General features: G+C 65.1%; 12 protein-coding genes. 7 read left to right on the top strand and 5 right to left on the bottom strand.

Annotated features, from left to right (window positions below; all coding sequences use genetic code 11):
* Nucleotides 1–391: 391 nt before the first annotated feature.
* The 4 genes from msrQ to MAA8898_RS26125 all read right to left on the bottom strand — a co-directional run bounded on the left by msrQ (nt 392) and on the right by MAA8898_RS26125 (nt 2,780).
* Nucleotides 392–1,000, bottom strand: coding sequence for a protein-methionine-sulfoxide reductase heme-binding subunit MsrQ (gene msrQ / locus MAA8898_RS02785; RefSeq protein WP_094019428.1), 609 nt, complete (start codon nt 998–1,000; stop codon nt 392–394).
* Nucleotides 997–1,200, bottom strand: a complete 204-nt coding sequence (locus MAA8898_RS02780) for a GDCCVxC domain-containing (seleno)protein (protein WP_442403412.1) — start codon at nt 1,198–1,200, stop codon at nt 997–999. Before MAA8898_RS02780 ends, msrQ begins: the two co-directional genes overlap by 4 nt.
* Before the next feature lie 5 nt (nt 1,201–1,205).
* Nucleotides 1,206–2,144 carry a protein-methionine-sulfoxide reductase catalytic subunit MsrP gene (gene msrP, locus MAA8898_RS02775; protein WP_094019426.1) on the bottom strand — a complete coding sequence of 313 codons (939 nt, stop codon included), beginning with the start codon at nt 2,142–2,144 and terminating at the stop codon, nt 1,206–1,208.
* 372 nt (nt 2,145–2,516) lie between these two features.
* Nucleotides 2,517–2,780 (bottom strand): hypothetical protein, encoded by a 264-nt coding sequence (locus MAA8898_RS26125; protein ID WP_176445046.1) that lies wholly within the window; start codon nt 2,778–2,780, stop codon nt 2,517–2,519.
* Between the two features lie 29 nt (nt 2,781–2,809).
* Here MAA8898_RS26125 and MAA8898_RS02770 point away from each other — a divergent pair, with 29 nt between their 5' ends.
* Both MAA8898_RS02770 and MAA8898_RS02765 read left to right on the top strand, forming a co-directional pair.
* Nucleotides 2,810–3,256, top strand: coding sequence for a DUF302 domain-containing protein (locus tag MAA8898_RS02770; RefSeq protein ID WP_094019425.1), 447 nt, complete (start codon nt 2,810–2,812; stop codon nt 3,254–3,256).
* A 315-nt stretch (nt 3,257–3,571) separates the two neighbouring features.
* Nucleotides 3,572–4,054 (top strand): fasciclin domain-containing protein, encoded by a 483-nt coding sequence (locus tag MAA8898_RS02765; RefSeq protein WP_094019424.1) that lies wholly within the window; start codon nt 3,572–3,574, stop codon nt 4,052–4,054.
* Between the two features lie 100 nt (nt 4,055–4,154).
* Here the strand turns inward: MAA8898_RS02765 and MAA8898_RS02760 are convergent, their stop codons facing one another.
* Nucleotides 4,155–5,375: an ROK family transcriptional regulator gene (locus MAA8898_RS02760; RefSeq protein ID WP_176445045.1), complete on the bottom strand. Its 1,221-nt coding sequence runs from the start codon at nt 5,373–5,375 to the stop codon at nt 4,155–4,157.
* A gap of 216 nt (nt 5,376–5,591) precedes the next feature.
* Between MAA8898_RS02760 and MAA8898_RS02755 the strand changes: the two genes are divergently transcribed.
* The 5 genes from MAA8898_RS02755 (at nt 5,592) to glgB (ending at nt 13,510) form a co-directional block, all read left to right on the top strand.
* Nucleotides 5,592–6,617, top strand: coding sequence for a sugar ABC transporter substrate-binding protein (locus MAA8898_RS02755; protein WP_094019422.1), 1,026 nt, complete (start codon nt 5,592–5,594; stop codon nt 6,615–6,617).
* A 125-nt stretch (nt 6,618–6,742) separates the two neighbouring features.
* Complete coding sequence (locus MAA8898_RS02750) at nt 6,743–7,813, top strand: ABC transporter permease (RefSeq protein ID WP_094019421.1); 1,071 nt, start codon at nt 6,743–6,745, stop codon at nt 7,811–7,813.
* A gap of 103 nt (nt 7,814–7,916) precedes the next feature.
* Complete coding sequence (locus MAA8898_RS02745; RefSeq protein ID WP_094019420.1) at nt 7,917–8,720, top strand: ATP-binding cassette domain-containing protein; 804 nt, start codon at nt 7,917–7,919, stop codon at nt 8,718–8,720.
* Nucleotides 8,721–8,927: 207 nt separating this feature from the next.
* Nucleotides 8,928–11,306, top strand: coding sequence for a glycogen/starch/alpha-glucan phosphorylase (locus tag MAA8898_RS02740; RefSeq protein ID WP_094019419.1), 2,379 nt, complete (start codon nt 8,928–8,930; stop codon nt 11,304–11,306).
* Entirely contained in the window at nt 11,303–13,510 is a 2,208-nt protein-coding gene (gene glgB / locus MAA8898_RS02735) for a 1,4-alpha-glucan branching protein GlgB (protein ID WP_094019418.1), read from the top strand. Before MAA8898_RS02740 ends, glgB begins: the two co-directional genes overlap by 4 nt.
* Nucleotides 13,511–13,515: the final 5 nt, after the last annotated feature.

The following is a 13,515-nucleotide window of genomic DNA, read 5'->3' as shown; positions in this document are numbered from 1 at the left end:
GAGCTCACCGCCCCGACCGTCCCGGCCGTCCCGCCGTGCGCCTCAGCGCCGCCGGTGAAGGGCTATCTAAGGAACACCGCCAACCTCCGCAAGCAGTTTTTACGACATCATGCGATTTTTTTCCGAATAGATGAATAAGTTAGCAATATCAGATAGTTGGTTAGGCGTGGTTGGGCGGCTCGCCAGTTTTCCTGCCCGGGAATCGCCGCGGCGCAGCATGGCGCGACTCTACATGTGGAGTTACCCACAGGGTTATCCCCCAAATCAGCCGGGTTTCCGAAGCGACTCGCGCTACGAAACACCGATGAGACGCGTCTTCCGGGGCCGCCGCGGCAGGGCAAAAGGACGACTCGCCCCTTTCAGGCCCTCTCCATGACCTGGTTTAGCCAGGTCACGCCATGCGAATCCGGACCGATTTGGGCAGGCGAGTCGCCAGCAACCCCAGGATCACCGCCATGTAGACCAGCGGTTCGATCTGGAACCCCTTGGCCAGCATCACGAAGTGCAGCCCGCCCAGCGCCACCGCCGGATAGGTCAGCCGGTGCAATCGCCGCCAGGCGGCCCCCATCCGGCGCACGGACCAGTTGTTCGACGTGACCGCCAGCGGGATCATCAGCGCAAAACCCACCATGCCCACCGTGATGTAAGGACGTTTCACGATGTCCGCCCAGATCTGGCCGGGCAGTTGCACGTCCAGCACCAGCCAGACCAGCAGATGCGTCGCCACGTAGAAGAAGGTCATGAGTCCGATCGCCCGGCGGAACTTGAGCAGGTTCACCCCGGCAAGGCGGCGCAGCGGCGTCACCGCCAGGCCGACGATCGCCAGTTGCAAGGCGAATTCGCCCAGCGCGTGTTCCAGTGCCTTGATCGGCTCCACGCCCAGCCCGCCGGTCGCACCCTGGTACAGGTACCAGGGTGCCGGCAACGCGAGGGCCAGGTAGACAACCCAGGTCGGCACCCCACGCAATGCCGTGTTGAGCCTGTCACGCAGGGCAGTCATGCGCAGCACCCGTCACCGGCCTGGATCGACGGGCAGGGCACCGTGCCATATGAACAGAAGACGCAGCAGTCCCCCGGCTTCGGCCGCACAACGATGTGACAGCCCGGGCATTCCCAGAAGAACTGGCAGCTGTCCTGCGGCATCGTTTCGGTTTCGACCTGCCCGCAGGCGGGGCAGGTCAGGACCGACTGGAGGATCACCGTGCTCAAAAGTTCTGCCGCAGGTCCATGCCGTCATACAGCGCGGCGACCTCGTCCTCGTATCCGTTGAACATCAGCGTCGGAACGCGCCGCGCAAAGAGGCCGCCGCCGATGCGCCGCTCGGTCGCCTGGCTCCAGCGGGGATGATCCACGTTCGGATTCACGTTGGAATAGAACCCGTATTCACGCGGACCGGCCACGTTCCACGAGGTCGGCGGCTGGCTGTCGGTCAGCGTGATCCGCACGATCGACTTGATCGACTTGAAGCCGTACTTCCATGGCACCACCAGCCGGATCGGCGCGCCGTTCTGGTTGGGGATGGTCTTGCCGTAGATGCCCGTCGCCATGATCGTCAGAGGATGTTGCGCCTCGTCCAGCCGCAGCCCCTCGACATAAGGCCAGTCGAGCACGGGGTAGCGGGTGCCGGGCATCTCCTCGGGGCGATAGACCGTCTCGAAGGCGACATAGCGCGCCTCGGGCTTTACCCCCGCCAGCGCCAGCAGGTCGGCCAGTTCGAACCCGTTCCAGGGCACCACCATCGACCAGGCCTCGACACAGCGGAACCGATAGATCCGCTCCTCGATGGTCATCTGGCCCAGGATGTCGTCCAGCGCATAGTCCCCCGGCTTTTCGACCAGCCCGTCGATGGTGATCGACCAGGGTGCCGTGGTCAGCAGGTGGGCGTTCCGCGCGGGGTCATCCTTGTTCGTGCCGAACTCGTAATAATTGCAGTAGGAGGTGATTTCTTCCCAGGCGTTCGGCTCCAGCGCATCGGCGTCCTGCGCCTGCACCGCGCCGGGCATTCCCGACAGTGCCAGCCCGCCCAGCCCGGCGGCCGCGCCGGCCCCAAGGCCAAGGCCCGCCAGAACCTTGCGGCGGTTCAGGAAGACATTCTCCGGCGTGACGTCGGCGCGGGTCAGCTTGTTCGTCCAGCGGTTGGCCATGATCTCTCCTCGGCGTTTCTGGACGGAAAGATAGGTGATCCGCGCCGCTCAACAAACCAACGGCTTTTCACGTTGGTGTAAACGTCGTGTAACACTGCCTGCCGACACCGCCGCGCGGAACCCGCCCGCCATTTGATAGCGCGAACCAAAGGGTCAATGGGCGGGCGATGCGCCCCAAGGCGCGAGCGTCACCCCGACCCGCGACGGTCATGGCGGCCGCGAATCCGCCTGCATCCGCCGCGACGCTCTAATAATATGCGGGTCGCGCAGACACGGCCGCCCTCATCCGCCAACCGGACCGAGGGATGATCGCGTTCATCTGCACTCGGACTCCGTCATCCTTGACCACCGGCTCGTGCCGCCACCGCATCATCACCGGCCCACGTCGCCCGGCACGATCAGCTTGCCGCCGGCGATGATGCGGTCGCGCGGCCCGGCAAGGTCGCGCAAGTCGATCAGCAACATTGGCGCTGCGCGCGCGATATCCACGCGCATCAAAAAGACGAAAATCAGCGCCAGGTCCTGTACAGTGGTCATCGCCCAAGTCATATTCTGCCTCGGGAATGTTTGATTTGCCTCAAGGCAAATCGCGGATCGTGCCAATATGATACATGCATCATGGATGATGCGCGGCACGTCTGCGTATTTCGTGAAAGGGAGAAGACATGAAAAGACTTCTGTGCGCCGCGGCGCTGGCTTTTGGCGCCACCGGCGCTCTGGCCGCAGACGGGATCATCACATACGACTCCGAGGACAGCTTCGACGATGTCGTCTTCGGGCTCGAGAACGCGATCCTCGATGCCGGGCTGGTCATCGACGCCGTGAGCCATGTCGGCGACATGCTGGAACGCACCAAGGCCGATGTCGGCTCGGAGGTGACGATCTTTGACAAGGCGGACGTCTTCAGCTTCTGTTCGGCCAAGGTCTCGCGCGAGGTCATGGAGGCGGACCCGATGAACCTCGTGTACTGCCCCTACGACATCTTCGTCGTCACCCGTCCCGAGACGCCGGACGTCACCACCATCGGCTTTCGGACCTATCCCGAGGGCGAGATGAAAAAGGTCGAAGCCCTGCTCGACGGGATCGCCCGCAAGGCGATCGGATTGGACTAGAAACGCCGCGCCCCGGACCGGGCGCGGGATCTCCACCTGACGTGATAACCGGCCCCGGATCACATCCGGGGCCGTTCTTGGTGCGTGCCGCGGCTTTGGAACTCCACGTGCAGCCGACTGGATTTCAAAGGGTTTGCCGATTTCCGATCACAAAGATGTCACTGGAAAACGCCTTTCGCCGTGGCTTAGGCGCGGCGCGAAATCTGTCAAGCGGCGGTGGCAGAAATCCCCGGTGAACCAGTCCACGATCCGGGGCGTAGAATTTTCAGATGTGAACGGCACATCGCCACTCAGAAACACTCAGGAGGACATTCCATGTTCCGCAAGACCATCCTCGCCGCCACCACCGCCCTCACCTTTGCAGCCCCCGCCTTCGCAGGCAGCCACTCGATGGACATCGTCGACACCGCGGCAGGCGCCGGCACCTTCGAAACCCTGCTTGCCGCAGCCACCGCAGCCGGCCTCGTCGACACGCTGAAGAGCGAAGGCCCCTTCACCGTCTTCGCACCGACCGATGCAGCCTTTGCCGCGCTGCCGGCCGGCACCGTCGAAGACCTGCTCAAGCCCGAGAACAAGGACAAGCTCGTGGCAATCCTGACCTACCACGTCGTGGCAGGCAAGGTCATGTCGACCGACCTCGTCGATGACATGAAGGCGGCCACCGTCGAAGGGTCGGAGATCACCATCGACCTCGACAACGGCGTCATGGTGGACGAAGCCAGCGTCGTCACCGCGGACATCGAAGCCTCGAACGGCGTGATCCACGTCATCGACAAGGTGATCATGCCCGGCATGTAATTCGGCGTCCGGGCCAGTTCCCGGCCCGATCGCAGAACGGAAAGGGGGGTCGCCTTGCGGCCCCCTTTTTCCTGTCCGGCCCCCATACCGAAGACGCGTCTCAGCCCTTGAGAAAGGCGTTGCGGTCCACCAGGAACCTGTCCGACAGCGGCAGGCTGGCCGCGCCCAGCGCACGGGCATCGCGCCCGATGGTGCCTTCGCGGATCTCCGGCACTTCGATCCCGGCGACACTGATAAGCGCCAGCCGCCGCGCGGTCCGCTCGACAAGGCCGGCCCGCACCGGTTCGGGCAGCCAGCCGTCGATCAGCACCGCCTCGAAATCGATCAGGCAGGAAGACGACAGGATCGCATAGGCAAGCCCGTCCGCCGCCTTGTCCATCCAGGCGTCCAGCACCCCCTCGGGCAAGGACCAGTGGGCAGGATCGTCCCAGATCATGTCTCGGGTTCCACCCGCGGCGATCACCTGCTGTTCCAGCGTCACGATCGACGCGACATCGACCAGCTGGCTGATCCTGGTGCCCTCGATCCCGATCGGGATCGACCCCAGCGCCGCGGCGTTGCCGGATTGGCCCGTGAACAGCGTGTTGTCGATCACCAGCCCGCCGCCGACAAAGAAGCCGATGAAGAAATACAGGAAATCCCGCGGCTTGTTCTGGTCGCCAAAGACCAGTTCCGCGCCGCAGGCCGCGGATCCGTCGTTGCGCATGTAGACCGGAAAATCCCAGGACCGCGCGATCTCGGCGGCGATGTCGCGGTGGCGCCAGGCCTCCATGTCCTCGGGCCTGACCTCAAGCGTCCCTGCCCAATCCCACAGACGGAACGGCAGGGCGATCCCCAGTCCGGCCACCCGCGCCCGTTGTGCATCGGTCAACTGGTCCAGCAGCTGCGCGATGGCGGCGTTGGCAAAGCGCACCGCGCTGTCCGGGGTAGGATAGCGGTGTGACAGGTGCACCCGCCCTTCGACCCGGCCGAAGAAATCCGTCAGGATCAGGTCAAGCGACCGTCGCCCCACCTTCAACCCGAAAAAGTAGGCGCCTTGCCGGGCCAGGTTCATCGGCACGGAGGGTTGGCCGACCTTGCCGCGCACCGGGTCGCCCTTTTCCAGCAGGCCTTCCTTTTCCAGCGCCCGCATGATGACCGACACGGTCTGCGCCGAAAGCCCCGTCAGGCGCGCGATCTCGGCCTTGGCCAGCGGGCCGACCTGGCGGATCAGCGTCAGCACCAGCCGTTCGTTGTGCGCGCGCACGCCGCTCTGGTTCGAGCCCCTGACACTGTCGGGCGGTAGGGCCGCCGCCTCTCCGCTCCCTTGCGTGCTGTCCATGACCCTGTACCGGCCTTTGTCTTGTTGAGACTTCTTGAACAACACCCTCCCTCTTTCAGCGCCCCCTGTCAATAATAAATAAACCGGATTTATTAATGTTGACAGGAGACGCCGAATCGGTTTTTTAGAAGGAGAAGGGTGGTAGAACCGACCCTTGGGCTTTCTGACAACCGCGCCGAGCCCCGCGACAGTCGAATGACTTTTTGGGAGGATACCATGAAAAAACTCATGACAGGCACCGCAATTGCCCTGACCGCAGCCGCGCTGGCCACCGGCGCTTCGGCAGGCAGCCACGCGATCACCGCCTGCCTGATCACCAAGACCGACACCAACCCCTTCTTCGTCAAGATGAAGGAAGGTGCCACCGCCAAGGCCGAAGAGCTGGGCATCGAGCTCAAGAGCTTTGCCGGCAAGGTGGACGGCGACCACGAGACCCAGGTTCAGGCCATCGAGACCTGCATCCTCGACGGCGCCAAGGGCATCCTGCTGACCGCCTCGGACACCTCGTCGATCGTTCCCGCCGTGCAGCAGGCGCGCGACGCCGGCATCCTGGTGATCGCGCTGGACACCCCGCTGGACCCGGTCGATGCCGCCGACGCGACCTTTGCCACCGACAACTACCTCGCCGGACTGCTGATCGGCCAGTGGGCCAAGGCCAAGATGGGTGACGCCGCCGCCGACGCCAAGATCGCGACGCTGGACCTGAACGTCAGCCAGCCCACCGTGGACGTGCTGCGCAACCAGGGCTTCCTCGCCGGTTTCGGCGTCGATCTCGCCGACCCGAACATCATCGGCGACGAAACCGATCCGCGCCTTGTCGGCTCGGACGTGACCGACGGCAACGAGGAAGGCGGCCGCCGCGCGATGGAAAACCTGTTGGCCCGTGACCCGACGATCAACGTCGTGCACACCATCAACGAGCCCGCCGCCGCCGGCGCCTACGAGGCGCTCAAGGCAGTTGGCCGTGAGAACGACGTGCTGATCGTGTCCGTCGACGGCGGCTGCCCCGGCGTGCAAAACGTCGCGGACGGCGTCATCGGCGCCACCTCGCAGCAGTACCCGCTGCTGATGGCCTCGCTGGGCATCGAGGCAATCGCCAAGTGGGCCGCCGAAGGCGTGAAGCCGGAGCCGACCGAAGGCAAGGACTTCACCGACACCGGCGTGGCCCTGGTCACCGACCAGCCCGTTGACGGCGTCGAGTCGATCTCGGTCGCCGAAGGCATGGAAAAGTGCTGGGGCTGATCCCGGCCTGAAAAGACTGCGAAGGGGCGGACACCGCCCCTTCGTCGTGGACGCGCGAACGGCCTTTGCACTAGGCTGGTTTCACATGCGCACCAGAACGCACTCACACATCCGGGAGGACCCCAATGTCTGATTCTGCTCCAAAGGGGCAGGACTTCGAGAACTCGTTGTCCAAGGCCACCCAGTCCGTGGCCGAATTCGAGAAACGCGAAGGCCTCGTTCCCAAGATACAGCACACCCTGCACACGAACCCGGCGATGGTGCCGCTCATCGTCCTGGTGATTTCGGTTGCCGTGTTCGGCCTCCTGCTGGGGTCCAAGTTCTTTTCCCCGTTTGCGCTGACGCTTATCCTGCAGCAGGTGCAGATCGTCGGGATCGTCGCGGTGGCGCAATCGCTGGTGATCCTGACCGCCGGGATCGACCTTTCGGTCGGCGCGATCATGGTGATGTCCTCCGTCGTCATGGGGCAGTTCACCTTCCGCTATGGCATCCCGGCCCCGGTCTCGATCGCCTGCGGCCTGGCCGTCGGCACGCTGATCGGCTTCATCAACGGCTGGCTCGTCGCCAAGGTGAAGCTGCCGCCCTTCATCGTGACGCTGGGCATGTGGCAGATCGTTCTGGCCACCAACTTCCTCTACTCCGCGAACGAGACCATCCGCTCGCAGGACATCGCCGAAAAGGCGCCCAGCCTCCAGTTCTTCGGCACGACCATCAAGATGGGCGGCGCGACGCTGACCTATGGCGCGATCTTCATGGTGCTGCTGTTCTTCGTCGTGGCCTACATGCTCAAACAGACCGCCTGGGGCAGGCATGTCTACGCCGTGGGCGATGACAAGGAAGCGGCCGAGCTTTCGGGCATCGAGGCCAACAAGGTGCTGATCTCGGTCTACATGGCCTCGGGGCTGATCTGCGGCTTTGCCGGCTGGGCCCTGATCGGCCGCATCGGCTCGGTCTCGCCCACTTCGGGCCAGTTGGCCAACATCGAAAGCATCACCGCCGTGGTGATCGGGGGAATCTCGCTGTTCGGTGGGCGCGGCGCGGTGATGGGGTCGCTGTTCGGGGCGCTGATCGTGGGCGTGTTCACCCTGGGCCTGCGCCTGATGGGGGCCGACGCCCAGTGGACCTACCTGCTGATCGGCCTGCTCATCATCGGCGCCGTCGCTGTCGACCAGTGGATCCGGAAGGTGTCCGGATGACCCGCCACATGACCCGCCTCGTTCAACTCAACCCCCTCCCGGCAGGACACAGGCCTGCCGGCGCGCCGGCCACCCCGGCGCAGATCAGAAAGGTGACAGGATGATGTCCGTGCAACCGATCGTTCAAGGCCGCGGAATCGTGAAGCGCTATGGCCACGTGACCGCCATCGACCACTCCGACTTCGATCTCTTCCCCGGCGAGGTGCTGGCAGTGATCGGCGACAACGGCGCCGGCAAGTCCTCGATCGTCAAGGCGATCTGCGGCGCCGTCCAGGCGGACGAGGGCGAGATCCGCATCGAAGGCAAGCCGGTGCATTTCACCTCGCCGATCCAGGCGCGCGAAATGGGGATCGAGATCGTCTACCAGCAGCTGGCCCTGTCGCCCGCCCTGTCGATCGCCGACAACATGTTCGCCGGACGCGAGATCCGCAAACCCGGCATCATGGGCACGGTGTTCCGCCAGCTCGACAAGAAGGCGATGGAGAAATTCGCCCGCGACAAGCTGACCGAACTGGGCCTGATGACCGTGCAGTCGATCAACCAGGCGGTCGAGACGCTGTCCGGCGGTCAGCGCCAGGGTGTCGCCGTGGCCCGCGCCGCCGCCTTCGCCCGCAAGTTCATCATCATGGACGAGCCGACCGCCGCCCTGGGTGTCAAGGAAAGCCGCCGGGTGCTGGAGCTGATCCAGGACGTGCGCGCCAAGGGCATCCCGATCATCCTGATCAGCCACAACATGCCGCATGTCTTCGAGGTGGCGGACCGCGTCCACATCCACCGCCTGGGCAAGCGGCACGCGGTGGTCGACCCCAAGAAGATCACCATGTCCGATGCGGTGGCGATCATGACCGGCGCCATGGATCCGCCGCCGATCGAGGAACAGCAGCTGACGCCCAAGGCCGCCGCGTAGGCCCTTAGGCCCTGCCTCTTCGGTAACAAGAGGCAGGGCAAGACCGAGACACGCTTGCAACATTGCAGGACACAGTTAACGATGGCGGGGACCGGGGATGGTCATTGCCACGCCAGTGATGTTAGCGGAAACAATCACGTCATCCTGCCAGGCCCCGCGACCCGGCCAAGGGGGGTGTGACCCGTGAGACAGAATGGGAGCGACCCGATGAAAGACGAAATCCTCGCGCATCTGCGCTATTCGCTTGGCAAGGACGCCGGACACGCCTCTGTCTACGATTGGCGGATGGCCCTGTCGCTCAGCCTGCGCGACCGCATGGTCGACCCGTGGTTTCGCAGCACGCAGGCCTCCTACGAAAAGCGCGTCAAGCGCGTGTACTACCTGTCGATGGAATTCCTGATCGGCCGCCTGGTCGAGGACATCGCCGCCAACCTCGGCCTGGTCGACGAGGCCCGCGCCGCGATGGCCGACCTGGGCCAGGACTACGACCTGCTGGTCAAGGACGAACCCGACGCCGCGCTGGGCAACGGCGGACTGGGCCGGCTGGCGGCCTGCTTCATGGACAGCCTCGCCACGCTGGGCATTCCGGCCATGGGCTACGGCATCCGCTACGAACACGGGTTGTTCGAGCAGGATTTCGTCGAGGGCAAGCAGGTCGAGAAGGCCGAGACCTGGCTGGCACAGCGCCACGCCTGGGAGTTCGAACGCCCCGAAGTCAGCTACCAGATCAATTTTGGCGGCCATGTCCAGCACCAGGATGGCAAGGCCAAATGGCACCCGCATGAAACCGTCCTTGCCACCGCCTACGACACGCCGGTGATCGGCTGGCAGGGCAAATGGGCCAACACGCTGCGGCTGTGGTCGGCCCGCCCGCAAACGGAATTCGACCTCGCCAGCTTCAACCGCGGTGACTACCTCGCCGCCAGCCGGTCCGAGGCGCTGGCCCGCACCATCAGCCGCGTGCTTTATCCCGACGACACCACCGAGACCGGCAAGGAACTGCGCCTCAAGCAGGAGTATTTCTTTACCGCCGCCTCGCTCCAGGACCTTCTGCGCCGCTTCCTGTCGGACCACGACAACATCCGCGACCTGCCGGAATTCGCCGCGATCCAGCTGAACGACACGCATCCCGCCATCGCCGGGCCGGAACTGATCCGCATCCTGGTCGACCGGCACGGCCTGGGCATGGTCGAGTCGATCGAGCTGGCCCGCCGCTGCCTGGGCTACACCAACCACACCCTGCTGCCCGAGGCGCTGGAGCGCTGGCCCGAATGGCTGCTGGGCCGCGTGCTGCCCCGGCACCTGGAGATCATCCGCGCCATCGAGGACAGCCAGCAGGGCCAGCACCCCGGCAGCCCGCGCATCCTGGACCACGGCAACGTCAACATGGGCGAACTGGCCTTCATCATGGCGCACAAGGTCAACGGCGTCTCGGCGCTGCACACCGACCTGGTGAAATCCACCGTCTTTGCCGACCTGCACCGCATCCACCCGACGCGCATCGTCAACCAGACCAACGGCATCACGCCGCGCCGCTGGCTGCACGGCTGCAACCCGGCGCTCAGCACGCTGATCACCCGCGAGATCGGTGACGCCTGGCCCGCCGATCTGGACCAGCTGCGCGGCCTGCGCAGCCTGGCCGGTGACAAGGGTTTCCTCACGGAGTTCCGCGCCGCCAAACGCACCAACAAGGAACGGCTGTCGAACTGGGTGAGCGAGCACTGCGGCGTCGCGATCGACCCCGACGCCATGTTCGACATCCAGATCAAGCGCATCCACGAATACAAGCGCCAGCACATGAACATCCTGGAGACCATCGCGCTCTGGAACGACATGCACGCCAACCCGACCGCGGGCTGGACGCCGCGGGTCAAGATCTTTGGCGGCAAGGCCGCGCCCGGCTACCACGTCGCCAAGGAGATCATCCACCTGATCAACGACGTCGCCCGCGTCATCAACACCGACCCGGTGACCAGGGACCTGCTCAAGATCGTCTATCCGCCGAACTACAACGTGACCATGGCCGAGATGCTGATCCCCGCGGCGGACCTGTCCGAACAGATCTCGACCGCCGGCAAGGAGGCCAGCGGCACCGGCAACATGAAGTTCGCCCTGAACGGCGCGTTGACCATCGGCACGCTGGACGGGGCCAACGTCGAGATCCGCGAACACGTGGGCGCCGAGAACTTCTTTCTCTTCGGCCTCACCGCCGAAGAGGTGGTCGAGCGCCGCAAGCACCCCGGCTATGCCCGCGCCGCCATCGAACAAAGCCCGCGCCTGCAAAAGGTCCTGGCGCAGATCGCCGAAGGGCGTTTTGCACCGCAGGACCCGGGGCGCTATCATGGGCTGGTGGGCAATCTCTGGGATCATGACCATTTCCTCGTGTCCTGCGACTTCGACAGCTACTTCGACACCCAGCGCCGCGCCGACGAGGCCTTCAAGAATCCGGCGACATGGTCGGCCATGGCGCTGCACAACACCGCAAACGTCGGCTGGTTTTCTTCGGACCGGACGGTCCAGGGCTACGCGCGCGACATCTGGCACGTGCGTTCGGCACTTGGGGCGACACTGGAGCAAAGCGCATGACAGCCTCCCTGGATCACTGGACCGCGCGGCAGCTCGCCGAAGGGCGCCACGGTGACCCGTTTGCCGTTCTCGGCCAACACACCCTGCCGGACGGGCGCGTCTGCGTGCGTGTCTTCTACCCGCACATCGACCGGGTCGAGGTCCTGGCCCGCGACACCGGCGCGCCGCTGGCGACGCTGGCGCGGGTCGATGGTGCCGACGGGCTCTACGAAGGCGCCCTGCCCGGAGTGACCGGGCGCCAGGACTACCGCCTGCGGCTGACCCGCGGCCCGGACACCTGGGAAGAGGACGACGCCTACGCCTATGGCCCCGTGCTGGGCGACCTCGACGAATACCTGCTGGGCGAAGGCACGCACGGCGAGCTTTGGCGCGCGCTGGGGGCGCATGTCCTCACGCACGGCGGCACCCTGGGGGCGCATTTCGCGGTCTGGGCGCCCAATGCCTCGCGCGTGTCGGTGGTGGGCAGCTTCAACGGCTGGGACGGACGGCGCCACGCGATGCGGCGGCGCGGATCGACCGGGGTCTACGAGATCTTCATTCCCGGCGTGCAGGACGGCGCGATCTACAAGTACGAACTGCTGGACCAGCACGGCCGTCTCTTGCCGCTCAAGGCGGACCCGGTCGGCTTTGGCTCGGAGGCGCCGCCGCGCACCGCCTCGGTGGTGCGTGACCTGTCGCAGTACACCTGGCAGGATGGCGACTGGATGCAAAAGCGCGGTGCGCTGCACCGCATCGACAAGCCGATCTCGGTCTACGAGGTGCACCTGGAAAGCTGGCGGCGCGTCCCCGAGGACGGCAACCGCTCGCTCAGCTACCGCGAACACGCCGAACAGCTGGTCGGCTACGCCGCCGACATGGGATTCACGCATATCGAGCTGACGCCGATCTCGGAATACCCCTTCGGCGGTTCCTGGGGCTATCAGCCGGTGGGCCTCTATGCCCCCACCGCCCGCTTTGGCACGCCCGAGGATTTCCGCGCGCTGGTCGAGGCGACGCACGCGGCCGGAATGGGCCTGATCATCGACTGGGTGCCCGGCCATTTCCCGACCGACGCGCACGGTCTGGCGCAGTTCGACGGCACCGCGCTGTATGAGCACGGCGACCCGAAAGAGGGGTTTCACCCCGACTGGAACACGCTGGTCTACAACTACGGCCGCGTCGAGGTGGCGAATTTCCTGATCGCCAACGCCCGCTACTGGCTGGAGGAATTCCACATCGACGGGCTGCGCGTCGATGCCGTGGCCTCGATGCTCTACCGCGACTATTCGCGGAAAGAGGGCGAATGGGTGCCCAACATCCACGGCGGGCGCGAGAACCTCGAAGCCATCGCCTTTCTGCGGCAGATGAACGAAAAGGTCTACGCCGCACACCCTGACATCATGACCGTGGCCGAGGAAAGCACCGCCTTTCCGGGCGTGAGCGCCCCCACCGATACCGGCGGGCTGGGGTTCGGCTTCAAGTGGAACATGGGGTGGATGAACGACACCCTGCGGTACATGTCCGAAGACCCGATCAACCGCAAATACCACCACGACAAGATGACCTTTGGCCTGCACTACGCCTTTTCCGAGAACTTCGTGCTGCCGATCAGCCATGACGAGGTGGTGCACGGCAAGGGATCCTTGCTGGGGCGGATGCCGGGCGACGACTGGCAGCGTTTTGCCAACCTGCGTGCCTACTTCGGCTTCATGTTCGGCCACCCGGGCAAGAAGCTGATGTTCATGGGCTGCGAAATGGCCCAGCCGGGTGAATGGAACCACAACAGCAGCCTCGACTGGCACCTGCTGGACCACGCACCGCACAAGGGCATGCAGAGCCTCGTGCGCGATCTCAACCGCGTCTACCGCGACACGCCCGCGCTCTACCAGCTGGACAGCAAGCCCGAGGGCTTTCGCTGGATCGACGGCGGCAACGCGGACGAATCGATCTTTTCCTGGTTGCGGATGGGACAGGACGGCGCGCCGCCGGTCCTCGTGGTGTCGAACTTCACGCCGGTCACGCGCACCGGCTACCGGATCGGCGTGCCGCATGCGGGCCGCTGGCACGAAGTGCTGAACACCGACGCACCGGACTACGGCGGCAGCGGGCAGATGAACATCGGCGGCGTCGACTCCGCCGAGGTGGCCGCGCATGGCTGCGCGCAGTCTATCGAGATCACCGTGCCCCCTTTGGCGACGGTGTTCATCCAATTGTCCGGGAACTAACCCGG

The sequence above is a fragment of the Antarctobacter aquimaris genome (assembly GCF_900184945.1).
In the GTDB taxonomy this organism is placed as follows: domain Bacteria; phylum Pseudomonadota; class Alphaproteobacteria; order Rhodobacterales; family Rhodobacteraceae; genus Maliponia; species Maliponia aquimaris.
This window is presented reverse-complemented; position numbering and strand designations above follow the sequence as displayed.

Bases quoted from the DNA above. Each gene is read 5' to 3' on its own strand.
- msrQ (WP_094019428.1), bottom strand. From the start codon at position 1,000: ATGACTGCCCTGCGTGACAGGCTCAACACGGCATTGCGTGGGGTGCCG.
- msrP (WP_094019426.1), bottom strand. From the start codon at position 2,144: ATGGCCAACCGCTGGACGAACAAGCTGACCCGCGCCGACGTCACGCCG.
- MAA8898_RS02770 (WP_094019425.1), top strand. From the start codon at position 2,810: ATGAAAAGACTTCTGTGCGCCGCGGCGCTGGCTTTTGGCGCCACCGGC.
- MAA8898_RS02765 (WP_094019424.1), top strand. From the start codon at position 3,572: ATGTTCCGCAAGACCATCCTCGCCGCCACCACCGCCCTCACCTTTGCA.
- MAA8898_RS02760 (WP_176445045.1), bottom strand. From the start codon at position 5,375: ATGGACAGCACGCAAGGGAGCGGAGAGGCGGCGGCCCTACCGCCCGAC.
- MAA8898_RS02755 (WP_094019422.1), top strand. From the start codon at position 5,592: ATGAAAAAACTCATGACAGGCACCGCAATTGCCCTGACCGCAGCCGCG.
- MAA8898_RS02750 (WP_094019421.1), top strand. From the start codon at position 6,743: ATGTCTGATTCTGCTCCAAAGGGGCAGGACTTCGAGAACTCGTTGTCC.
- MAA8898_RS02745 (WP_094019420.1), top strand. From the start codon at position 7,917: ATGTCCGTGCAACCGATCGTTCAAGGCCGCGGAATCGTGAAGCGCTAT.
- MAA8898_RS02740 (WP_094019419.1), top strand. From the start codon at position 8,928: ATGAAAGACGAAATCCTCGCGCATCTGCGCTATTCGCTTGGCAAGGAC.
- glgB (WP_094019418.1), top strand. From the start codon at position 11,303: ATGACAGCCTCCCTGGATCACTGGACCGCGCGGCAGCTCGCCGAAGGG.